This window comes from Methylobacterium sp. Gmos3 (assembly GCF_056430985.1).
This window is the reverse complement of the sequence record NZ_JBWJYL010000001.1, coordinates 400,432-422,047: the sequence shown is the minus strand read 5'-3', so window position 1 is coordinate 422,047 and position 21,616 is coordinate 400,432. Positions and strand designations below refer to the sequence as shown.

The window sequence follows — 21,616 nt, the reverse complement described above, 5'->3', positions numbered from 1 at the left end:
GGGCTTTTAAACTCGTGAAAGTAAGCCGCGGGGACGCACCATGGAACCGATGAAGCCGATGGAACCCATGAAGCCCATGGAGCCGATGAAGCCCATGGAAGGCACGAAGCCCTGGTGGCCGGAGGATCTCGGTTCGCCCGCCACGAGCGGCTCCCAGAACGGGATGAAATACGCCTTCTTCCCCGACAAGAAGCGGCTCCTGATCGAGTCCGACGGGACGGTCTCGACCTACGATAGCGGTGACCACCGGATCGGCGGCGTCTCGCAGGCCGATGGCGGCTCGCGCTCGCTCACCTTCACGAGCCAGAACGGCGAGGTCGACCTCGGTTCGCTGAAGAAGCTCGACTGAGGCCCTTGCACCCTCCCGCCGGTCCGTTAACTCGTGAACCGACTGGAGAGGGAGCATTCTGTGGGCGAGCGGATCGACCTCATCGCGCCGGACGGCACCACGGCGACCGTCTCGACCCACGGGGCCGAGCCGGTCTCGTGGCGGGTCGGCGGGCGCGAGTACCTGTGGAGCGGCGATCCCGCCCACTGGAACCGGCACGCCCCCTGGCTCTTCCCGGTGGTCGGCGCCTCGGCCGGCGCGGCGGTGCGGGTCGACGGGCGCGCCTTCCCGATGGGCCAGCACGGCTTCGCCCGCGATCTGACCTTCGCCGTCATCGAGCGCAGCGACGATTCCGTGCAGCTGCGCCTGACCGACAGCGACGCGACGCGGACGCATTACCCCTATGCCTTCCGCCTGGATGTGACGGCCCGCCTTCGCCCGGCCGGGCTCGATTTCGAGGTGATCGTCGCCAATCCCGGCGACAGGCCCCTGCCCTATGCGCTGGGCTTCCACCCCGCCTTCCCCTGGCCCTTCGCCGGGGGCGAGCGCGCGAAGGACGGCGGCTACGCGGTGGAGTTCGAGGCAGCCGAGCGGCCCTTCGCCCCCAAGGTCGGCGACGGGGGGCTCCTCCTGCGCGACGAGCAGCCGGTGCCCCTCGACGGACGCCTCCTGCCCCTCGATCCGGCGATCTTCACCGAGGCCTTCGTGTTTCGGAACGCGGCGAGCCGGGTGATGCGCTTCACCGGGCCGGGCGGGACGGCGATCCGCATGGAGGCGGAGGACTTTCCGCATCTGGCCGTGTGGACCAAGCCCACCGCGCCGTTCGTCTCCCTCGAATGCTGGACCGGCCATGCCGATTGGGCGGGCTTCGACGGCGATTTGACGGAGCGCGATTCGCAGCGCCTCCTCGCCCCCGGCGCGCAGGCGCGCCACGGGGTGCGCCTGAGCCTGGAGGGCTGAGGACCGTGCGCGTCTGGGTGGCGCGGCCGGAGCCGGGGGCCTCGCGCACGGGCGCGGCGCTGGCCGGGCTCGGCCACGCCCCGGTGGTCGCGCCCGTCCTCGCCGTGTGCCCCGTGGAGGAGCCTGTGCCGTCCGGCCCGTTCGAGGGGGTGATCCTCACCAGCGCCAATGCTGTGCCGGCGCTCGAGGCGCGTTTCCGGGGCGTGCCCGTCTTCGCGGTGGGAGCGCGCACCGCCGCGTGCGCGCGGGCGGCCGGGCTCGGGCCGGTGTTCGAGGGGCCGGGCGACGGGGCGGGCCTCGCCGCCCTCGTCGCGCAACGGCTCGACGCCGGGGCGCGCCTGCTCCATGTCGCCGGGGAAGACCGCAAGCCGGAGCCCGCCGCGTCGCTGGAGCAGGCGGGCTACCGCCTCGTCACCCATATCGCCTACCGGGCCAAGGCCGTCGCCGATCTGCCCATCGCGGTCGGGGATGCCCTGTCGGCGGGAACGCTGGACGCCGCTTTGCACTATTCAAGCCGCAGCGCGGAAACCGCCCTCTCCCTGTGCGAGGCGGCAGGGCACGGTGGAGCCTTCCGCGCTCTGAATCATTACTGCCTGTCCGCCGATGTCGCGCGGACGCTGGAACAGGCGGGCATTCGGGTCCATTTCGTCGCGGCGCAGCCGCGCGAGACGGCGCTGCTCGACGGGTTGGCCCGGTGACGGGCGGCCCGACAAAGCCGACAGGCCGCCCTCGCCGGAACCGGCGGCGCGGTGATAGGGGAACGGGCCGCCGCGACACCGCAGCGGCCGTGACGCCGAGAGTGGAGGACCTGCCCGTGACGCCAGCGCCCAGCGACGCAGACAAGCCCGCCTCCGGGCCGTCCGGCGCGAAGCCGGAGACGAAGCCCGAGATCAAGCCCGAGGCGAAGCCCGGCGCGGTGCCGCTTTCCGCGACGAAACCCGTCACCCCCTCCCCGGCCGGCACGCCGCCCAAGGCCGCCGAGCCTTCGAAACCCGCCGAGACGGTCAAGCCCACGGAGCCGGCGAAGCCGGTTGCCGCTTCCGGTGGCCCGGTGAAGACGGATGCACCGAAGGCCGAACCTCCGAAATCCGAGCCCCCGAAGGCCGGTGAGACGAAGCCCGGCGATCCGAAGAAGCCCGATCCGGTGAACACGGCCGGCCCGAGCGCCCGTCCCGGCGGCCCGGCCGGCCCGGTGGCCGGCGCGGCGGTGACGGCGGGGCCGATCCTCGACCTGAAGGCGACCCGCGTCCCGGATGCCGTGAAGGATTCGCCCAAGGATGCGACTAAGGATGCGGCCAAGGATTCGCCCAAGCCCGGCGAGCCGGCGAAGCCGTCCGATCCTGTGAAGCCTGCGGCCTCGGCCTCCCCCGCGAAGCCCGGCCCGACGCCGGCCGCCTCGCCCTCTCCCGCCGCCACGCCGAAGCCCGCCGTGTCGCCGGCGCCGGCCGCGTCCGCCGCCTCGGCCGCCGCCGTGCCCCCGGCCGCGAAGGCGCGGGGCGGGTTCGGCTCCATGGCCGCCGCCGGCCTGATCGGTGGCGTCCTCGGCGCGGGCCTGCTCTTCGCCGCCGAGAAGGCGGGAATCGGCGGCGAGGCCGGCCGCGTCGCCGCCCTCAACCAGAAGATCGCCGGCATCGATCAGCGCCTCGGCACCTTCGTGCCGAAGGACGCCCTCGCGCCCCTCGACAAGCGCGTCGCCACCGCCGAGGCGAGCGCCAAGCAGGCCCTCGACAAGGCCTCCGCACCGCCGCAGGCCTCGGGCGAGGCCGCCGTCCCGCAGGATGTCGCCGCCCGCCTCGACAATCTGGACCAGCGCCTCTCGGCGCTGACCGAGGAGCCCGGCCGCGACGCGGGCGCCGTTGCCGGCATGGGCGTCGCCCAGGCCGACGGCGCCAAGCAACTCGCCGAGCTCGATTCCCGCGTGAAGGCCCTCGAAAGCGCGGCCCCGGCTGCAGGCGCGGACGAAGCCAAGGCCAAGGAAACGGCCGACGCGATCGCCGCCCTCAAGAGCGAGATGGAGTCGCGCACCAAGCAGAACGCCGATGCCGACGCGGCCCTCGGCCAGAAGCTCGATTCCCTGCAACAGAGCCTCGATGCCAAGGTGCAGGCCGCGACCGCCTCGGTCCAGGCGGCCACGGAGGCGAGCCGCAAGGCGGCCGAGGCCGGGCAGAGCCAGGCGGCCGAAGCCGCCAAGGCCGTCGACCGCAAGCTCACCGAGCAGGGCGACAAGATCGCCGCCCTCGACAAGGGCCTCTCAGACCGCGCCCCCGCCGCCACCGTCCAGGCGGCCCTGCGGGTCGTGGTGGCCGACCGGGTCGCCTCGGCGCTCGCCAGCGGCACGCCCTATGCCGAGCCGCTCGCCACCCTGCGCAAGCTCAATCCGTCCGCGCAGGATCAGGCCGAAGCCCTCGCCCCCTTCGCGGAGAAGGGCGCGCCGACCACGGCACAGCTCGCCGGCACGTTCCGGGGCATCGCGGACAAGATCGCCCAGGCGCGGCAGGCGGCCAAGGTGAAGGCGGCCTCCGAGAGCGGCGATTTCCGCACGAAGCTCCTCAGCATGGCCGATGGCCTCGTGCAGGTGCGCAAGGTCGAGTCCGGCGCGGCCGAGACCAACGGCGCGACGGCAGCCCCCGAGGAGACGGTTCAGGCCGCCCTCGACCGGGGCGACCTCGCGGGCGCGGCCAAGGCGTTCGATGCCCTGCCGCCCGAGGCGAAGGCCCAGGCCGGGGATTTCGGCACGACCCTCGCCGCGCGGGCCAAGGCGGCCGGCGCCTCGCAGGCGCTCACCGCCGCCGCGTTCCAGGCCCTGCCCGCCCCCGCCGCGCAGAAATGACGGCGGCGCCCGCCCGCCACCGCAGCCCATCGGCGCGGGGTGCCAGACGCCCCGCGCCATCCCGCATTCGCGCCGGCCGCCCCACGGCCGGCGCCAGGAGAGACTGACCCCATGTGGCGCGCCCTCGCCTACCTCGTCCTGCTGGCCGTGGCCGCCTTCGGGGCGGTCTGGATCGCCGACAGGCCCGGCACCGTCACGGTGGTGTGGAACGGCTACCAGATCGGCACCAGCCTCGCCCTCGCCATCGTCGGCGTGATCGCGGCGGCGGTGGTCCTCGGCATCGTCTGGGCGATCATCCGCGGCTTCATCGGCCTGCCCGAGGCGCTGGTGCGCGGCTCCTCCGAGCGGCGGCGGACCAAGGGGCTCTCGGCCCTCTCGCGCGGAATGATCGCCGTGGGCTCGGGCGATCCCCTGGCGGCCAAGCGCTACGCGGGCGACGCGGAGCGGCTGCTCGGCACCGAGCCGCTGACCCTTCTGCTGAAGGCCCAGGCCGCGCAGATCTCCGGGGACCGCGAGGGCGCCGAGCGCGCCTTCCAGGCCATGGCCGACGATCCCGAGACGCGGGTGCTCGGCCTGCGCGGCCTGTTCGTGGAGGCCCGCCGCCGGGACGACGAGGTTGCCGCCCGCGCCTACGCCGCTGAGGCGTCGCGCCTCGCGCCGAGCGTCACCTGGGCCAACGACGCGATGCTGGAGGCGCATTGCGCCGACACCGACTGGACCGGCGCCCTGGAGACGGTGGAGCGCCGCGCCTCCCTCGGCCTGATCGACAAGCAGGCGGCCAAGCGCCAGCGGGCCGTGCTGCTCACCGCCATCGCTCGCGACCGGGAGGCTGGCGAGCCCGAATCCGCCGCCGAGCGGGCGCTTCAGGCGGTGAAGCTGAGCCCCGGCCTCGTGCCCGCCGCCTGCATCGCGGGCCGGCTGCTCGCCCGCCGCGGCGACCTCAAGAAGGCCGCCCGCGTGATCGAGGGCGCGTGGAAGATCAACCCGCATCCCGACCTCGCCCAGGTCTATCTCGGCCTGCGCACGGGCGATTCCGTGCGTGACCGCCTCGCCCGCGCGGAGACGCTCGCCAAGATCTCGTCCTGGGATCCCGAGGCGCGCCTCGCCGTGGCCCAGGCGGCGCTGGACGCCCGTGACTTCGGGCGCGCCCGCGAGGCGCTTCAGCCCCTCACACTCGAAGGGCCGACGGCGCGCACCTGCCTGATGATGGCCTCCATCGAGGAGGCCGAGCACGGCGCCCAGTCCGGCCGGGCCCGGGAATGGCTCTCCCGCGCCGCCCGCGCCCCGCGCGACCCGCTGTGGATCGCCGACGGCACCGCCTCGCGCACCTGGGAGCCGGTCTCGCCGGTCACCGGCCAGCTCGACGCCTTCACGTGGCAGGCGCCGCCGAACGCCCTCGGCGCCCCGGCCGAGCCCATGGACCCGGAGGAGGACGAGCCCCGGTCCGAGCCGGTCCTCGTGGCGCCCAAGCCCGCCGAGCCGAAGCCTGGGACACGGACCGCGGATCCGGTCTCGGCGGGCATGGCGGCGGCGGCCCTCCCTGGCCCGGCGACGGAAGGATCGAGCGTCAAAACTGTTTCCCGTGACACTTCTTCCCGCAGCGGCGAACTTGTTTCCCAGTCAGAACGTAGCAATATCTAGACAACGGCTCATCTGGGGCCGTGCGGGGCGCCCGTTGGGAGGACAGTTCGATCGCCGCACAGCTTGCCAAGCCGTCCGTACGCCGGCTGAAGCCTTCGGATCTGTCCCTCGACGATGCGGACGAGCCACGACGCCAAGTCGGCGTGCTGCCCATTCGCCGTGGGCGTGACGGCGCGATGAAGGTCCTGCTGGTCACGTCGCGGGAGAGCCGCCGCTGGGTGATCCCGAAGGGCTGGCCGATGAAGGGCCGCAAACCCTTCGAGGCGGCGGCGCAGGAGGCCTATGAGGAGGCGGGCCTGCGCGGTTCGGTCGGCAAGCGCCCTCTTGGCTATTACCTCTACGAAAAGCGCCTGAAGAACCTTGAGGCCGTCACCTGTCAGGTGAAGGTGTTTCCGCTGCGGGTGCGCAAGCAGCTGAAGCATTTTCCCGAGGTGCATCAGCGCGAGCTGCGCTGGTTCACGCCGGCCGAGGCGGCGGAGGCGGTAACGGAGCCCGGCCTCGCGGCGATCATCCGGGCGGTGTTGCAACGTCCGGTTCTTCCGGAGATGCGGCTGGACGCATAACTGGCGTTGCCAAGGCCGTTTCGATCCGGTATGGCCCCTCTCGCGTGGACGGAACGGCCCCAGCGGCCTCCGATCTGCCCCGCATCCCCGAGGGGATGCCAGATGCTGCGGTAGCTCAGTGGTAGAGCACTTCATTGGTAATGAAGAGGTCGAGAGTTCAATCCTCTCTCGCAGCACCAGCCTAATCCCTTAGGCATCAGTCAATTAGCGATATCATTGAGGATCTGGCGGCCCACCGCTGCACAATGGTCCTTTGCATGGCGCATCCATCCCCTTGTGGCGCCGGAAAGACGGGGTTGGCTCGCTTCTCGAGGCCGAGCCCAGGGTGGATCACCCCCAGCCGAATGGGCAATGGTCTGCATCGGCAGTGAGACCCGGCCAAGGCAAACGGCGGAATTTCCTTTACGACATATTCGCATTAGGCGGATACGATCGTCTTGTCGGTCGAAAATCCAAATCTACCGATTTCTTGTTCCAGTGTATGCGTAGTCGCGGTTTCGACATGACTGCTATAGACATCAAGAAGTCCACGAGTATTGCGGACGCCTGCATCGTCGACCTTCATGCCTATCGGTTGGCGACCTACAACGACCTCGACGGTCGGACACGAACCGGCGGGGGCGCCGACCATGGTGCTGCCTGCTGGCGCGACGAAGCGAATGATCTGGCGCAGACGATCGACCGACTTCTCGATCGGATCGGTGATTGCCTTGCCGTCGTGACATAGCGCGGTGACGGATCACGTTGAGGCGGCCCCACCCACTCACCTCATCCTGAGGTGCCCGCGTCAGCGGGCCTCGAAGGAGGGCTCCAGCCTGCCGCGCAATCCCTGGAGCCCTCCTTCGAGGCGGCTTCGCCGCACCTCAGGATGAGGGGAAGATCTGGAAAAGTCTGGCTGAACCAACTCGTTCGCGGGATGCTTGGCGAGCCTGCCGCCGTTCGCAAAGACGGTTGACGCGGCGTGAGACGAATATCTCGAACACGTTCGAGCGGCGGCAACGCTCAGTCAGCGGTCGTGAAAGGTCCGGTCTCGGTCACGCGAAAACGCGACCGCATGGTCTGCGCGCCGTTGGAAAGGCGACTTACCGTTTCAGGTCCGCGACGACCCGGCGCGAGGCCGTTTCCTGAAGGTGCGCCTCGATCGCGGCATTGGCACGGCTGCGCAGGGCCTTCGTCGCCTCGATCTCGTCGAACGTGTCGGGGAAGCGTCGGCCGAGCCAGAGATAGGCGGCGGCGAGTTTGACCGTCCGCTCGAGGTCGTCGAGTTCACCGTCGACCCGGGCGCGCAACGCGGGGACGAACGTGCCGGCGGCGCGGGCCTGGACCCAGCGGTCCAGGACAGCCTTGGACGCGGCGTCCCGCCGGTCGATCGGAGCCACCGCGAAGGCGAAAGCCTCGCGGATCGGCAGCCGTGCCGTGTCGACGGCGCGCGTGGCCTCCAGGGCCTCCTCCATCTCGGAGGGCTGGAACGGCGAGCCGTCGTAGAAGGTGGCGCGTGAGAAGTGCATCAGCACCTCGGCGAGCGATGCGGTGCCAAGCTCCTGGGCCGCCGCCTCGATCGCGATCAGGTCCGGCCTAACATAGAACCGGGTGTCGGCGGCGGGCGCCGTCGGGGCGCCGGCGAGGGCGTCGCGGATCGGCCCGAGGCTCGTCTCGTCCGTCGCCGAGACGTGCCCCTCGTCCTGATGGCCGAAGCGTCCGGCCCGGCCGGCGATCTGGCGGATCTCGGGGTTGGTGAGGGGGCGCGTCGCCGTGCCGTCCCACTTCGTCACCGCCGAGAAGATCACGCGCTTGAGCGGCCCGAGGTTGAGGCCCATGCCGATCGCATCGGTGGTGACCAGCGCCTCGGCCTCGCCGTCGCGGAACCGGCGCGCCTCGGCGCGGCGCACCTCCGGCGACAGGGCGCCGTAGATCGTCGCGACGCTCCGCCCCTCCGCCACGAGGGTCTCGCGGATCTCGTGGACGGCCCGGCGCGAGAAGGCGACGACGGCGTCCCCCGGCTGCACGGCGTCGAGGGGGGCGGGGGCGTCCAGCGCCACCAGCGGCGTCTTGCGCGCGAAACTCACCACGTCGAGGGATTCGCCGGCCGCCTCCGCCGCGCGGCGGACATGCGACAGGGCATCGTCCGAGCCGCAGACGATCACCGTCTTCGCCGGAATCCCGAACAGGGCGTTGGTCCAGGCCCAGCCGCGATCGGGGTCGGACAGCATCTGGATCTCGTCGATCACCGCGACGTCGACGGGCCGGCGCAGATCCGCCGTTTCGATGGTCCGCGCGGTATGGCTGGGATCGGGCTCGCCCAGAACCTCCTCGCCGGTGATCATGCCGGCGCGAAGCCCTCGCTCCAGCAGCGCCTCGTAATTCTCCAGCGCGAGCAGCCGGAGCGGCGCGAGATACGTGCCGGTCGGCGCCTTCGTCAGCGCTTCGAGCGCCGCGTAGGTCTTGCCGGAATTGGTCGGCCCCATGTGGAAGACGATCCGCCGGTTCAGCCGGCGGGCCGGCACGAACTTGTCGATGTAGCCGCCGAAGCCGACCCGGTCGCGCAGGCGCCGCCGGCCGGATTCCTCGCGCGCCACCACCTTCGCCCGGGTACGGACGGTCTTGAGCGTGTCGCCGATGACGTGCGTGAGGTTCGGCGACGGCGTGAAGATCCGCGCGCGGAGCGACCGATCGAGATGGGCGATGTAGGTCGGCGCGTCCGCACCGGTCTCGTGCAGGTCGTCGCTGATCTGGAGGCGCAGCCGGGCGACCGCCTGACGCAACCGGCCCTTGAGTTCCGTGTCGGTCGCGGCGAGCGCCGCGCGCAGGCCGTCCAGCCGTCGCGCCGGGTCGCCGCCCAACGCCATCTCGGTCAGGATCTCTGCGGCGGCCTCCCCGGGTGGAACGTCGATGCGCAGATCGAGGCGGCCGTCGTCTAGGAGCGGGATGCTCACCCGAAGCCGCCAGACCGGGGTGTCGTCGCGTCCAGGTTCGAAACGCAGCGCCGGGATCGCCGCGCGAAGGACGGGAACGCCTGTCTCGACGAAGGCGCGTCGTGCACGGCCATCCCGAAGTGCGGCCGCGACCGCGTCGTCCTCGACGAAGCCGTTGTGCTCGGGCAAGTCCAGGCGAAGGCGCAGAGCCTCGCGGTCCACCGCTCCGGCGCCGATGCCGAGCCGATGCAGGGCGTCCGCTAGGAGATCGGTCGTCAGGTGGTTGCGCTTTCGGGCCATGCACCACCTTCTCGGTCGCGCCGCCGCAGATCAAGGAGGCGGCGGCTCTGAACGAACGGGGAGCGGTTGAAGCCGCTCCCCGGTCGAGCCTATCAGCGCGTGGCGCCCGCCGTGCCGGCATGGGCCAGGAAGAACCGGACCATCTCCCGGCTCGCGTCGGGGCCCCGGTTGTCGGTGAAGGATCCTGCCGGATCGCCGCCGGACCACGCGTGGCCGGTCCCATGCAGGACCCACTGCTCCAGCACCGCACGGCCTTCGGCGTCCGTCCGCACCGTGCGGGTGTAGGCGACACCGTCCGTCGTCCGCCCCTCGTTCACCGCTTGGGTGAGGCCCGGCCCGGACGGTCCCTGGGCGGCGACCCGATCCCCGTTGGCCACGTTCACGGTCTTGTCGCCGTCGCCGTGGAACACGATCGTCGGAACCGCGTGTCGCTTGTCCTTGGACGCGCCGACGCCGTCCCCCCGCATCGCGGCGAAGGCCGAGGGCACATCGCGGGCCGCGCCGCACGCCAGCCCGGAATGGACGCCCACCGCCGCGAACAGGTCCGGATACGTCGCGGCGAGGATCGCCGCCGCAGCCCCGCCCGCCGAAAGACCCGCGGCATAGACACGGGTCTCGTCGGCCGAGAACTCCGCGATGACCTCTCGGACGATGCCGGCGATCAGCGCCGGCTCGCCGCCCTCGCGCTGCTGGTCGCCCGGTTCGTACCAATTCCAGCAGCGCTGCATGTTGGCCGAGCGCGGCTGCTCCGGGTACACCACGAGGAACGACCGCTCTTCGGCCACGGCGTTCATGCGGGTGCCACGGGCGAAGTCGTCCGGGTTCTGGGTACAGCCGTGGAGCATCACCACGACCGGGAGCGATTGACCGGTATAGGTGCTCGGCACGTAGACCTTGTAGGTCCGGCTGCCGACCGAACTGGCGAAGCTGCGCGTCTCGAAGCGTGCCCCGTCCGGGAGCGGCGCCGCCGGCACCGAGCCTCCGAGGCCGCGCTCGAAACCCGCGCCCACGCCATTCCCGACACCGCCCTTGGCCAGCGCCTCCTTGATCGTGCGCATGACATCCGCGGCGATGTCGCCCTGGGGAGCCGTGAAGGCCGGCTTGTGCGGAGAGCCGCCCGGGGCGGCATTCGGCGCGGTCCAGGCCCCGCCGGGCGTGGAGGGCGCGAGCATGTCGATCGTCTCGCCCTCATGCGCCCCCGTCGCCTGCGCGGCGGTCGCAGCGGTCGCGGCCCGCCGGACCTCGGCCCATTTGGCGTAAGCCGCCGCGTGCTGCTGCTGCAGCTTGGCCATCTTGTCCATCATCCGCGCGGTGCGTGCCGGGTCGAGCTTCGGCATGGCGAACGAGGAGAAGTCCATCTTCGGAAACGCGTTCATCGGGGCTGATCCTGGGGCGCGAGGTGGACGGTGCGGGATGCCCGGCCTCCTCCGCGGGAGCGTCGTGCTCGGTGGGGGTCGTGTCAGGTAATGCGGTCGGCCAAGGCGGCCTTGACCGCGGGACTGGCTTGGAAGGCGCCGAGCACCTCGACCGAGGCGATGGCGGCGCGCGCGAGGTCCGGGGTGACGTCCAGGGCAATGCTGGCCAAGCCGAGCACCTGGATATGGATCGGCGCCCCGGCATCCCGGGCCGCTTCCAGAACCTGCCTGGAGTAGTGCGACAGGCCGAGTTGCAACCGCTTGCGGCTGACGGATTGCTTCACCGCCTCGCCTTGGCGCTCGATCTGGTTGCGCACGGCGGTGCGGATGAAATCGGCCCGGTTGGCATAGAAGCCGTCGCGGACCATCAGGTCGATATGGCCGAGATCGACGAAGCCGAGATTGATCGTCAGCTTCTCGCTGTCCGGGAGTTTCGGACGCAGCTCGCGTACATTGTCTTCCATCCTCGCCATCCTCAAGCCATCCGGTTGGATGGTCAAGAGATGGGTACGTCCGGGTCGCGTACAAGGGCCAGGGCGGTCAGGGCGCGTCCTAGGATTGCATCGCTCGCGCTCGCAAGGACGATGGCGGGGGCCTGCTCGCCGATCGGCCCACGCGCTTCCGGCAGGTTCGCATCCTCGACGGCATGACAGGGTTGGGCCGGGAGCGACTGGTCCGCTTTTCAGTCTCCGTCTTTCTCGGCGAGGTATGAATAAATTTAAGATCCGTCGTGCAAGCATTGTCGGATTCGCGACCGCGAGCCTACGCTGACGATCACAGAGAATCAGCCTTGAGAACCCGCCGGCCATTCAGCGATGGAGCCTCGTTGGACCGACGTGTTGCCGCGTCGACGACCAACTCGACACGGATATTCCTGAAACAGACCCGGCGCTGCCTTACATAGAATTACAAATATGAAGGTGGCTTCATGAATATTCTGATTGCGGATGCTGACGAGGAAACCCGACTGACGCTTCTGGAAGCGATTGTCGCTGTTCTGCCGAACGCCTGTGTTCGGGAAGCCACCAACGGCCTGGAGTTGCAACGGGCGATCACCGAGACCTCCCCGGACATTCTCTTCATCGAGACGATCCTGCCGGGCACGAATGCCGAGATGATCACCACCTGGCGCGCGAATGCGGGCGTCCACAGCGTGATCGTCCTCGTGGCGGATCTGCTGGCGGCGCGGTGGCCGACGATCGCGCGGCGCCTCAATGCCTACGATGTCCTCTTGAAGCCGCTCGGCCAGCGGAATGTCAGGCATGTGCTGCAGGCCGCCGCCTTCCTGTGCCGGGATCTCACGCTTCTCTTCGTGGAGCCCGGATCGAAGACCCGGCAGGTCGCGCAGCAGATCTTCGCCGCGACCTCATTCCGCTTCCACGTGATCGAGGCCAAGGACGGCCGCACCGCCGTGAAGATGGCGACGGCGCAGCCCATCGATCTCGTGGTGATCGGACCCTCCATCCCCGATATGCCGCCATCCGAAGTCGCCTGCCGGATCGACGCCCTCGGAACGGGGACACGCATCGTCATGGCGGTCGGGCGGACCGAGGAAACGCCCGCGTCGAAGCTCTCGCTGTTCGGCGCCAGCACCACTCTGCGCCTCCCCTTCACCGCGACCGACATCGACCGGGCCGTCTACGAGACCTACGGCCTGTGGCAGCCCTATCTCCTGGAAGCGCTGCGGAAGGAGTACGAAAGCCACGAGAACGACGTCGCGGCGGCTTCGGGGGCGCGATGAGCGCCTCTCCCGGCGGCGGGCGGTTGCCGCGTCTCGATCTGCTGGTGCGCGACATCGAAGCCGCGATCATCAGCAAGGATCGCGCGCGGCAATCCGAGCTGGTGGTCTGTTCGGCGGCGGCCCTCACGCGACATTGGTCGCGGCTGCCGGTTGCGGACAAGCCGGGCTTCGATCGCCTTCTGGCCAGCCTGCTCGATCAGGTCGATCTGGAGGCCCGCGAGACCTTCGCCCAATGCCTGATGCCCCTCCGGCGCGCGCCCCGGATCACGACCACCCGCTTGGCCCGCGATCCCTCCCCCGCCGTCTCGCTGTCGCTTCTGGAGCATTGTCCCAGCTTCGACGACGAATGGCTGCTTGGCATCATCCAGAGTGTCGGGCGCGCGCAACAGGCGGCCATCGCCCGGCGGCGCACCCTCGGTCCGGGCGTGGCGGAAAACCTCCTCCAAGGCAGGGACCCGACCGTCGCGACGGCGCTGCTCACCAATCCGGGAGCGAGCGTGCCCGTGGAAGCGCTGGACGGCCTTCTCACGGCCGCCGCCGGCTCGCTTCCGCTCATGCTCGCGCTGGCGAACCGGGCCGATCTCTCCGAATCCGGCCGGGCCACCCTGGCGGCCATCGCGCGGCAAGCGGCGTCGCAGGCCCTCACCGAGGAGGGAGAATTCAGCGGCGGGGAAGCCGACACGCTCCTGGACCATGTCGCGCGGACCTTCCTCACGCCGGTATCCCCCGACGACCTCAGCCGCCACGCCGCCTCGGTCGCCGTCGCCGGCATGGATCCGGGGGCGAAGCCAACGAGCTCATCGACCATCGCGGATTGGCTCTTTCGCCGCCGGCACGAAGACGTGCTGGCGACCCTGGCGAAGGATATGGATCTGCCGGTCGCCGTGCTGATCGCCTGCCGCGATGCGCCGACGCCTCATGCCCTCACGATCGTCATGCGCGGGCTCGGCCACCCGTGGTCGCTGCTGAAGGCGCTGCTGCAGGTCGCGGCCAAAGGCGTCGTATCCCCCGAATGCCTCGGGATCGCCCATCGACTGCATTTCGAGATCGGACCGCGAACGGCCCGCATGGTCGCGCGCTACGCGTCGATCCAATCCGGGACGGGCGCCTTCATCGCCGCCGCGGCGAGCGACGATTGGCATCATGACCGAACCGACGGCGCCTCGTAGCGCGTTCGGGCGCACGAGAAGGCCGGCTGGCCCGGCCCTGCCGAAACGCCGGCCTTACTGAGCGGCCGACGCGACAGTTGCGGTCGTCGGCGGCTGTGATGCCGCGAACGGAGTCGCGGTCTGCGTCCGGGTCGTCTTCTCGTAGAAGACGTTGCCACCGGCGGCCGCGACGTAGTGCATGTTCTTGTAGGGGAAATGGTAGCCGGCGGTGTGGAAGAACATCGCCTTTCCGACCTTGGGATGCCGCTCGCCCGCCAGGACCGCGTCGGTGACCTCCGCGACCTTGTCGAGGTCCTTCTCCTGCATCGGCTTCGTCAGCACGCCGGTCGCGAACTGGCCAGGCTGCCCTACGACCGCGCAGATGCCGCCCGGAAACATCGCGGCCTCCATGCGGTTCATCACGACCGTGCCCACCGCCAGCAGGCCCTCGGCGTCGTTCCGCTTGGATTCGAAGTACATGGCGCGCCCGAGGCAGTCGCGTTCGGCGTCGCTCACCTGCAGGGCGGTCCTCTGGATCGGCAGGCCGCCTGTCACGGCCGGGTTGGCCGTATTGCAGGCGCTCAAGCCCGCGCCGAGGAGAATCACGCCGAGACGGGCTATCGATGAGGTCGCCTCAACACTCCGCATGCAGCTTCGCTCTCCCCTTGTCCGGAAAGGCGATGCTTCCCGGATTGCGCGATGTCGGCCTCGACGTCCCCGATAAGGCCGAGCTTAAGCGCCACTTCTGGGCGATGATGTGGCAGGTCGATCATCTTAGGCGTGTGGCTGGGGGCAACCGCGGGATCGGGCCCTGGGCCGCCTTTTCGACGCCGTCAGGTGTGCGCGACCGCAGGCGTGCCGAGGAGCGAGGCATCTTCGCCGAGCACCCGGTCGCGCAGGCTCTTCGGTCCGAGGGTCAGGGCGAAGATGTCGAACACGCCGGGATGGTCGTTCGCCATCAGGAACTGGAAGTGCATCCGGAAGGGGCGCAGGCGGATGCTCTTGTAGGTCTGCGCGTCGATGATCTCGGTGAACTTCGCCGAGCGGATGATCGGGTTCGCCATCGTGTCCTCAGAGAGGCCGAGGGGCAGATCGTGCGCCGGGTGGAAGCCGGGGAAGTTCATCCAATCCTGCGGGGCCTGGTAATCGACCCAGGTCAGGCGGCGTGAGGTCGCGAGGGTCGCGACGGCCGCCCGCGTCGCGCGGGCGCCGGGCTGCAGCGCCACGACCGGCAGGCTCGAACCGAGGGTCAGCAGCGAGAGGACGGGGCTCGTCTTTCCAAGCGAGGGATTCTTGGCGAGGAGGCGGTCGGCGAGTTCCACGGCGGTCAGGCCACCGGTCGAATGGCCGACGATCATCACCTCGTCCGCCTCGCTCTCCCGGATGCGGGCGAGCATGTGCTCGGCGAAGGCGTCGAGCCGCGCCTCGTAATCCGGCCGTTTCCCGCACGCGTGCCGCCAGTGGAAGGTGCAATCGTGCATCAACTGCCAGAGGAAGGCGCGGTCGAGGCGCGGCGCCAGAGTCTTCAGGCCGAAACAGGCGGCGACGACCCCCGCCAGCAGGGCGATCTCCGTCGGCAGGCAGAACCCGTGCCGCAGCACGCCGTGCCCGGCGAAGCTGGCGACGAGCAGGATCGCCAGCAGCACGAACGACATCACGAACGGGTACAGGATGACGTTCCCGCACTTCCAGTTGGCGCGGTAGATACGCGCCAGCGTGCCGTTGGCGGCGACGTTCAGCACGGCCCAGACGTTGAGGCAGGCGCCCAACGTGTAGGGCCTGCGCATATCCTCGCGCACGAGGTCGCTCCACAGGAGCAATTCGTACTCCGTCCGGGTGGCGCCGCCGCCGGTCTCCACGATCCAGGTCTGGCGATTGCCGCACGCGCTCGCCACCGGGCGGCCGATCTTCGGCATCGCGACGCCGAAGTTCTTCGCGTAACGGCGGATCTCGCGCATGAACAGGGCGCGGTAGCGGCGCTCGGATTCGGGATCGTAGCCCGGCACGTAGAACAGGAGCCGCCGCGCGATCGGCCCGGTCGGCTCCCGCGAGGCCAGGGGCGGCGTGAACGCGATGGGCTTCGCCCGGACGGGGTGGCGTCGCCGCTCGGGTCCGGCGCTCATCGCGTCGGATTGCATGATTCGAACTCTGACTTCGCGAGCGGCGAGAGCAAGATGCGCCGTAACGCGGCGTCGTTATTCAATCCGTCATCGCAATGAGAGCGCCATTGGTCAATGGAACGGCGATACTGGTAGTTTCAATGCCGCGCGAGTGCGGCAAGGTGGTGACAGCCGCCGTCACCAGCCCTGACTGCCCGGCCCGCCCTTGAACGGGCCGACGATGCGCGGGGTGATCCAGCCGCCGTAGAAGCCGCCGGGCTGGGGCGTCACCAGGTCGTCGCCGACATGGCAGGAATCCATCGGCGCCGCATAGAAGGCGACGTGGTTGGCGATTCCCGCGAAGTCCGGGGTCGGGGTGGGGTAGGCCCAGGCCGCTTGCGGCGCCCGGCGGGTCGGCCCGACCACGTCGAAATGGATCGCCCTGCCCTTCCACTCGCAGAAGCTGCCGCTGGCGATCCGGGCGAGGCTGCCGGAGGCGATGTCCTCCGGCGGGATGTAGTAGGTCGGCGGATGGCTCGTCTCCAGCACCCGCCAGCCGCGCGTGGTGTCGGCGATGGTCATGCCGTCGAAGACGATGCGCAGGCGCTCCGGCACGGATTCCAGCCGGGGTGGGCGCGGGTAATCCCACACGCTCTCCTGTCCGGGTCCGACGGGAAGGGGATTCGGATAGGTCGCCATGGGCATGCGGGTCCTGAGAGGAACGCCATAGCATCATGTAGGGCGCCGCACCCTGAGAGGAATGCGGCGCGGGATCAGAGACCGCGATCGTTCCGGCGCAGGCTCGCCGGGGTGGCGAACAGGAGCAGCGCCGCCGCGACGAGGCAGAGCACGCCGATCCCGTAGAGGGCCGGGGTGGTGGAGCCGGTGAGGTCCTTCACCCAGCCGACCGCCACGGGGCTGACGATGCCGCCGAACTGGCCGAGCGTGTTGATGAGGGCGATGCCCCCCGCCGCGCCGACGCCGGTGACGAGCTTGGCCGGCAGGGTCCAGAAGGTCGGGATCGAGGCGACGATGCCGGAGCCGACCAGGGCCAGGGCGATCATCAGGGGCACGATCTGCTTGTCGAACAGGCCGGCGGCGAAGAAGCCGAGGGCCGCCGCGATGGCGAGGCCGGCGACGAATTTCGGCCGCTCGCCCGAGGCGTCGGACAGGCGCCCGACGACGACCATGCTGATCGCGCCGCAGATGTAGGGGATGGCGGTGAGGAAGCCGACCGAGGCCGCCGACCCGCCCGTGGCGGTCTTGATGAGGTCCGGCCCCCAGAAGTTCAGGCCGTAGGAGCCGATCTGGAGCAGGAAGTAGACCAGCGCGATGAGCAGGAAGCCCGGCAGCTTGATCGCGCCCCAGAGGGAATGGTCGCCGATATCGCGGTTGTGGTGGGCGATCTTCGAGGAGAGGAGATCCTTCTCCTGCTGCGTCAGCCAGCGGGCGTCGGAGATCCGGTCGTCGAGGCGCAGGAACACCAGTACCCCGAGGAGGAGGCAGGGCAGGCCGCCGGCCAGGAACAGCCATTGCCAGCCGGCGAGACCGGCCACGCCGTTGAGCCCGCCGAGGATCAGGCCCGCGATGGGCGCGCCGAAGATTCCGGAGAAGGCCGAGGCGACGAACATGAAGGAGGTGACGCGGCCGCGGAACGAGGCCGGGAACCACAGGGTGAGGTAATAGAGGATGCCCGGCGCGAAGCCCGCTTCCATGGCGCCGATGAGGAAGCGCAGGGCGTAGAACTGCCACTCGGTGCTGATGAACACCATGAGCGCCGTGGCGATGCCCCAGGAGATCATGATGCGGGCGATCCAGCGCCGCGCCCCGACCTTGTAGAGGAACAGGTTCGAGGGCACCTCGAAGATCACGTAGCCGATGACGAACATGCTCGCCCCAAGCCCGTAGGCGACGTTGCTGAAGCCGAGGTCGCTCTGGAGCTGGAACTTCGCGAAGCTGATGTTGATGCGGTCGAAGAACGCGAACATGTAGCAGATCATGATCAGCGGCATCAGCCGCCACGCGGCCTTGCGGACCACGCTGCTCTCGGTGACTTCGGCCACGCCCGCGAGCGGGCTGGTGCTGACGGCGCTCATTTCGTTTCCTCCAAGACTTCGGGCACCCGGCACCGCTTCTCGTGGCGGCGTCCGGGGAAGGGTTCTTGCGGTTCGCCGCAGCGGCGTCCGTCAAACCTCGATCGCGTTCTCACTCTCCCTTGCGGGAATCGGTGCGAACCGGGGCGTCCATGACCGTCGCCGTCTGCCACCCCGTCCTTGCGAGCGAAGCGAAGCAATCCAGGGACGCGCTACGGTCGGAAGCGGCACTCCCGCCCCTGGATTGCTTCGCTTCCGCTCGCAAAGACGGCGAGGGTGACGATCCCCACAGGCATGACGGGACGTCAGGCGGCGTGCGGGATCGGGTGCAGGTCGGAAGGGCGTCCGGCCTTGGCGACCTGCCCCGGCACGTCGTGCCCAACGAGGCGCGGCAGATCGCGGGAGAGGCCGATCAGGGCCTCGAGGTCGAGGCCCGTCGCGATGCCCATCTCCTCCGCCATGTTGGCGAGATCCTCGGTGCAGATGTTGCCCGTGGCCCCCGGCGCGAAGGGACAGCCGCCGAGGCCGCCCAGCGCCGCATCGAACCGGCGCGCCCCGACCGTGTAGGCGGCCAGCACGTTGGCGAGGCCGAGGCCGCGCGTGTTGTGGAAGTGGAGCGTCAGCTTCGAGGCCGGCACAAGGGTCAGCGCCCTCGCGACCAGGGCCTCGACCTGCCGGGGGTTGGCCATGCCGGTCGTGTCGGCGAGGGTGACGTTCTCGACGCCCAGCGCGAGGTAGCGCTCCACCTGCGCCATCACCTTGTCCGCCGGCTGGTCGCCCTCGAAGGGGCAGCCGAAGGCCGTGGCGACGGTGGCGTTGGTGGAGACGCCCGAACCCTTCACCGCCTCCATGATCTTGCCGAAGCCCTCGATCGAGGCGGCGGGCGTCATGCCCATGTTGGCGCGGTTATGGGTCTCGCTGACGGAGGCGACGAGGTTGATCTCGTCCACCTTGGCGGCGAGCGCCCGCTCGGCGCCCTTGGGGTTCGGCACCAGCGCCACGTAGACCGTGCCGGGCCGCCGCCGGATGCCGGCGAAGACCTCGGCGGCGTCGCGGAGCGCAGGCACGGCCTTCGGCGAGACGAAGGACGAGACCTCGATCCGCGAGAAGCCGGCGGCCGAGAGGGCGTCGATCAGGGCGATCTTGTCGGCGGTCGCCACGAAGACGGGCTCGATCTGGAACCCGTCGCGGGTGGCGACCTCCTGGATCAGCATGGCATCCCCGCTCATTGGACGGCTCCCTCGCGGCGCAGGCGCGCGATGGTCTCGGGGTCGCGGCCGAGATTGGCCAGGACGTCGTCCGTGTGGGCGCCGAGCGCGGGGCCCTGCCAGCGCACCGAACCCGGCGTGCCGGAGAGCTTGGGCACGATGCCCGGCATCTTCACGGTGGTGCCGCCGGGCAGTTCCGCCTCCAGGATCATGTCGCGGGCGGCGTAATGCGGGTCGGCCACGATGTCGGCGACCGAGTAGATGCGGCCCGCCGGCACGTCGGCGCCGTCGAGGACCTCCAGGGCCTCCTCGACGCTGCGCGCCTTCGTCCAGTCGGCGATCACCCCGTCGAGCATCGCCGCCACGGCGCTGCGGCCGTCATTGCCGCGCAGCGACGGATCCTCCGCGAGGTCCGGGCGGCCGATGGCATTCATCAGGCGCCGGAAGATCGGGTCCGAATTGCCGGCGATGACGACGTAGCCGCCGTCCTTCGTGGGATAGGTGTTCGAGGGCGTGATGCCCGGCAGCGCCCCGCCGGTGCGGGTGCGGACCTCGCCCAGCAGGTCGTATTCCGGGACGAGGCTTTCCATGACGTTGAACACGCTCTCCACGAGCGAGACGTCGATCACCTGGCCGGCGCCGCCGCCGGTCTTGACGTGGAGCAGCGCCATCAGGGCGCCGATCACCCCGTGCAGCGAGGCGAGGGTGTCGCCGATGCTCACGCCGACGCGGGCGGGCGGGGCATCCGGGCTACCGGTGGTGAAGCGGATGCCGCCCATCGACTCGCCGATGGCGCCGAAGCCCGGCCTGTCGCGATAGGGGCCGGTCTGGCCGTAGCCGGAGATGCGGACCATCACCAGTTTCGGGTTCAGCGCTTGCAGCACATCCCAGCCGAGGCCGAGCTTTTCCAGCCCGCCGGGGCGGAAGTTCTCCACCACTACGTCGGCGCTGCGGACGAGATCCTTCACGACCGCAAGGCCGTCCGGCGATTTCAGGTTGATCGCGATCGACTTCTTGTTGCGCGATTGAAGATACCACCAGAGCGAGGTGCCCTCGTGCATCTTGCGCCACTTGCGCAGGGGGTCGCCGTCGTTCGGCGGCTCGACCTTGATGACCTCGGCGCCGAATTCGGCGAGGATCTTGGTGGCGAACGGTGCCGCGATCAGCTGGCCGAGTTCGAGAACGCGGATTCCAGCGAGCGGACCCTGGGACTGGGCGGTTGCCGAGCTTGCCATGAGCGCTCCTCCATCATTTGTTGATGGAGGAATAGTTCATCGCGCCCGTCGGGTCTAAACGTCATGCGCCAACCTGCGTTCTCGCCACGAGAACGCAATCTGGCGGTATCCGTCTTTGCGAGCGCAGCGAAGCAATCCAGGGCAGCGGGACGTTGCCGAACCGTGGCGGATCCCTGGATTGCTTCGCTCTCGCTCGCAATGACGGGCTTGAGGCGATGGGGCCGTCTCACCCCGCCGCCCGCAGGTGGTCGAACAGCAGCGCGGGGGCGGGCGTCAGGGCGCCCGGCCGGACCACGAGGAGGAGCGTGCGCTGCGCCCACGGGTCGGTGAGGGGTACGGCGGCGACGCGCATCTGCGGCCCGAGCAGGGCGTAGACCCCCTCCGGCACGACGCCGAGCCCCATGCCGGCCTGCGCCATCCGGCAGATCGCGTCGAAGCTCGGCACGTGGATGCGCAGCTTCAGGGGGCGCCCGAGGCGGCGGGCCTCGTCGCGCAGGGCGGCGTAGATCGAGCTTTCCCGGTGCATCCCGACATGGTCGTGATCGAGGGTGTCGGCGAGCGCCACGGAATCCCGCCCGGCGAGCGGATGGCCGTCCGGGACGACGAGGACGAGGCGGTCGCTCCGGTAGGGGTAGGCGTCGAGCGAGCGGGTGTCGGTGCCGCCCGCGCAGATGCCGAGGTCGGCGGCACCCTCCTCCACCCCTGCGACGACGCCGCTGCTCGGGCGCTCCTCCAGGTCGACGCGGATCTCCCCCTGCGCGGCGAGGAAGGCCTGAAGGTCCTCCGGCAGGAACTCGACGATGGCCGAGAGGTTCGCGAGCACCCGGACGAAGCCGCGCACGCCCCGGGCATGCTCGGCGAGTTCGAGGCTGATCTGCTCGGCGCTCGCGAGCATCCGGCGGGTGTGGTGGAGCAGGGTCTCCCCGGCGGGGGTGGGGCGCATCCCCCTGGGCTCGCGGATGAGCAGGTCGCAACCCAGCGCGCGTTCCAGTTCCGCGAGGCGCTTGCTGACGGCCGAGGGCGCGATGGCGGCCCGCCGGGCGGCGCCGTTCAGCGTGCCGTCCTCGCAGATCGCCACGAAGAGGCGCAGGGTCTTGAGATCGAGGCGGTTGAGGAGGGATGGCGTCGCAAGACCCGTCACCG

At 70.1% G+C, this 21,616-nt stretch carries 19 protein-coding genes and 1 tRNA gene; 10 read left to right on the top strand and 10 right to left on the bottom strand.

All coding sequences use genetic code 11. The features are described from left to right. Positions 1 to 40: 40 nt before the first annotated feature. From ACS5Q7_RS02045 to ACS5Q7_RS02010, 8 genes are all read left to right on the top strand, one after another. Positions 41 to 349 (top strand): hypothetical protein, encoded by a 309-nt coding sequence (locus tag ACS5Q7_RS02045; RefSeq protein WP_478337751.1) that lies wholly within the window; start codon positions 41 to 43, stop codon positions 347 to 349. A 60-nt stretch (positions 350 to 409) separates the two neighbouring features. Continuing rightward, on the top strand, positions 410 to 1,288 hold the full coding sequence (locus tag ACS5Q7_RS02040) for an aldose 1-epimerase family protein (protein WP_478337750.1): 879 nt from the start codon (positions 410 to 412) through the stop codon (positions 1,286 to 1,288). A gap of 5 nt (positions 1,289 to 1,293) precedes the next feature. Then, positions 1,294 to 1,986, top strand: a complete 693-nt coding sequence (locus ACS5Q7_RS02035) for a uroporphyrinogen-III synthase (protein ID WP_478337749.1) — start codon at positions 1,294 to 1,296, stop codon at positions 1,984 to 1,986. A 116-nt stretch (positions 1,987 to 2,102) separates the two neighbouring features. After that, positions 2,103 to 4,118, top strand: coding sequence for a COG4223 family protein (locus tag ACS5Q7_RS02030; RefSeq protein ID WP_478337748.1), 2,016 nt, complete (start codon positions 2,103 to 2,105; stop codon positions 4,116 to 4,118). A 111-nt stretch (positions 4,119 to 4,229) separates the two neighbouring features. Continuing rightward, a complete protein-coding gene (locus ACS5Q7_RS02025) occupies positions 4,230 to 5,759 on the top strand; it encodes a heme biosynthesis HemY N-terminal domain-containing protein (RefSeq protein ID WP_478337747.1) in 1,530 nt (509 codons plus the stop codon). Between the two features lie 101 nt (positions 5,760 to 5,860). Further along, positions 5,861 to 6,322 carry an NUDIX hydrolase gene (locus ACS5Q7_RS02020; RefSeq protein WP_478338016.1) on the top strand — a complete coding sequence of 154 codons (462 nt, stop codon included), beginning with the start codon at positions 5,861 to 5,863 and terminating at the stop codon, positions 6,320 to 6,322. A 104-nt stretch (positions 6,323 to 6,426) separates the two neighbouring features. Further along, positions 6,427 to 6,501: transfer RNA gene (locus ACS5Q7_RS02015), tRNA-Thr, on the top strand. A gap of 146 nt (positions 6,502 to 6,647) precedes the next feature. Continuing rightward, on the top strand, positions 6,648 to 7,049 hold the full coding sequence (locus ACS5Q7_RS02010; RefSeq protein ID WP_478337746.1) for a hypothetical protein: 402 nt from the start codon (positions 6,648 to 6,650) through the stop codon (positions 7,047 to 7,049). Positions 7,050 to 7,404: 355 nt separating this feature from the next. On the opposite strand, the gene ACS5Q7_RS02005 is transcribed toward ACS5Q7_RS02010, so the two are convergent. From ACS5Q7_RS02005 to ACS5Q7_RS01995, 3 genes are all read right to left on the bottom strand, one after another. After that, complete coding sequence (locus ACS5Q7_RS02005; RefSeq protein WP_478337745.1) at positions 7,405 to 9,534, bottom strand: helicase-related protein; 2,130 nt, start codon at positions 9,532 to 9,534, stop codon at positions 7,405 to 7,407. Between the two features lie 92 nt (positions 9,535 to 9,626). Continuing rightward, positions 9,627 to 10,910, bottom strand: coding sequence for an extracellular catalytic domain type 1 short-chain-length polyhydroxyalkanoate depolymerase (locus tag ACS5Q7_RS02000; protein WP_478337744.1), 1,284 nt, complete (start codon positions 10,908 to 10,910; stop codon positions 9,627 to 9,629). A gap of 83 nt (positions 10,911 to 10,993) precedes the next feature. Continuing rightward, entirely contained in the window at positions 10,994 to 11,413 is a 420-nt protein-coding gene (locus ACS5Q7_RS01995) for a CopG family transcriptional regulator (RefSeq protein WP_478338015.1), read from the bottom strand. A 464-nt stretch (positions 11,414 to 11,877) separates the two neighbouring features. Between ACS5Q7_RS01995 and ACS5Q7_RS01990 the strand changes: the two genes are divergently transcribed. Together ACS5Q7_RS01990 and ACS5Q7_RS01985 are read left to right on the top strand one after the other, a co-directional pair. Further along, entirely contained in the window at positions 11,878 to 12,690 is an 813-nt protein-coding gene (locus ACS5Q7_RS01990; protein WP_478337743.1) for a response regulator, read from the top strand. Continuing rightward, a complete protein-coding gene (locus ACS5Q7_RS01985) occupies positions 12,687 to 13,859 on the top strand; it encodes a DUF2336 domain-containing protein (protein ID WP_478337742.1) in 1,173 nt (390 codons plus the stop codon). Before ACS5Q7_RS01990 ends, ACS5Q7_RS01985 begins: the two co-directional genes overlap by 4 nt. Before the next feature lie 54 nt (positions 13,860 to 13,913). On the opposite strand, the gene ACS5Q7_RS01980 is transcribed toward ACS5Q7_RS01985, so the two are convergent. The 7 genes from ACS5Q7_RS01980 to ACS5Q7_RS01950 all read right to left on the bottom strand — a co-directional run bounded on the left by ACS5Q7_RS01980 (position 13,914) and on the right by ACS5Q7_RS01950 (position 21,614). Continuing rightward, positions 13,914 to 14,486 (bottom strand): cell wall hydrolase, encoded by a 573-nt coding sequence (locus ACS5Q7_RS01980; RefSeq protein WP_478337741.1) that lies wholly within the window; start codon positions 14,484 to 14,486, stop codon positions 13,914 to 13,916. Positions 14,487 to 14,671: 185 nt separating this feature from the next. Beyond that, the gene (locus ACS5Q7_RS01975; RefSeq protein ID WP_478337740.1) at positions 14,672 to 15,976 is read right to left on the bottom strand and encodes an alpha/beta hydrolase; all 1,305 of its coding nucleotides are present in this window, start codon (positions 15,974 to 15,976) and stop codon (positions 14,672 to 14,674) included. A 159-nt stretch (positions 15,977 to 16,135) separates the two neighbouring features. Next, positions 16,136 to 16,636: a DUF427 domain-containing protein gene (locus ACS5Q7_RS01970; RefSeq protein WP_478337739.1), complete on the bottom strand. Its 501-nt coding sequence runs from the start codon at positions 16,634 to 16,636 to the stop codon at positions 16,136 to 16,138. A 74-nt stretch (positions 16,637 to 16,710) separates the two neighbouring features. Then, positions 16,711 to 18,033, bottom strand: coding sequence for an MFS transporter (locus ACS5Q7_RS01965; RefSeq protein WP_478337738.1), 1,323 nt, complete (start codon positions 18,031 to 18,033; stop codon positions 16,711 to 16,713). 302 nt (positions 18,034 to 18,335) lie between these two features. Further along, the gene (locus tag ACS5Q7_RS01960; protein ID WP_478337737.1) at positions 18,336 to 19,259 is read right to left on the bottom strand and encodes a hydroxymethylglutaryl-CoA lyase; all 924 of its coding nucleotides are present in this window, start codon (positions 19,257 to 19,259) and stop codon (positions 18,336 to 18,338) included. Further along, complete coding sequence (locus ACS5Q7_RS01955; RefSeq protein ID WP_478337736.1) at positions 19,256 to 20,473, bottom strand: CaiB/BaiF CoA transferase family protein; 1,218 nt, start codon at positions 20,471 to 20,473, stop codon at positions 19,256 to 19,258. Before ACS5Q7_RS01955 ends, ACS5Q7_RS01960 begins: the two co-directional genes overlap by 4 nt. Before the next feature lie 226 nt (positions 20,474 to 20,699). Then, positions 20,700 to 21,614, bottom strand: coding sequence for a LysR family transcriptional regulator (locus ACS5Q7_RS01950; protein WP_478337735.1), 915 nt, complete (start codon positions 21,612 to 21,614; stop codon positions 20,700 to 20,702). Positions 21,615 to 21,616: the final 2 nt, after the last annotated feature.

Bases quoted from the DNA above. Each gene is read 5' to 3' on its own strand.
- ACS5Q7_RS02045 (WP_478337751.1), top strand. From the start codon at position 41: ATGGAACCGATGAAGCCGATGGAACCCATGAAGCCCATGGAGCCGATG.
- ACS5Q7_RS02025 (WP_478337747.1), top strand. From the start codon at position 4,230: ATGTGGCGCGCCCTCGCCTACCTCGTCCTGCTGGCCGTGGCCGCCTTC.
- ACS5Q7_RS02005 (WP_478337745.1), bottom strand. From the start codon at position 9,534: ATGGCCCGAAAGCGCAACCACCTGACGACCGATCTCCTAGCGGACGCC.
- ACS5Q7_RS02000 (WP_478337744.1), bottom strand. From the start codon at position 10,910: ATGAACGCGTTTCCGAAGATGGACTTCTCCTCGTTCGCCATGCCGAAG.
- ACS5Q7_RS01995 (WP_478338015.1), bottom strand. From the start codon at position 11,413: ATGGAAGACAATGTACGCGAGCTGCGTCCGAAACTCCCGGACAGCGAG.
- ACS5Q7_RS01990 (WP_478337743.1), top strand. From the start codon at position 11,878: ATGAATATTCTGATTGCGGATGCTGACGAGGAAACCCGACTGACGCTT.
- ACS5Q7_RS01985 (WP_478337742.1), top strand. From the start codon at position 12,687: ATGAGCGCCTCTCCCGGCGGCGGGCGGTTGCCGCGTCTCGATCTGCTG.
- ACS5Q7_RS01980 (WP_478337741.1), bottom strand. From the start codon at position 14,486: ATGCGGAGTGTTGAGGCGACCTCATCGATAGCCCGTCTCGGCGTGATT.
- ACS5Q7_RS01975 (WP_478337740.1), bottom strand. From the start codon at position 15,976: ATGCAATCCGACGCGATGAGCGCCGGACCCGAGCGGCGACGCCACCCC.
- ACS5Q7_RS01970 (WP_478337739.1), bottom strand. From the start codon at position 16,636: ATGGCGACCTATCCGAATCCCCTTCCCGTCGGACCCGGACAGGAGAGC.
- ACS5Q7_RS01965 (WP_478337738.1), bottom strand. From the start codon at position 18,033: ATGAGCGCCGTCAGCACCAGCCCGCTCGCGGGCGTGGCCGAAGTCACC.
- ACS5Q7_RS01960 (WP_478337737.1), bottom strand. From the start codon at position 19,259: ATGAGCGGGGATGCCATGCTGATCCAGGAGGTCGCCACCCGCGACGGG.
- ACS5Q7_RS01955 (WP_478337736.1), bottom strand. From the start codon at position 20,473: ATGGCAAGCTCGGCAACCGCCCAGTCCCAGGGTCCGCTCGCTGGAATC.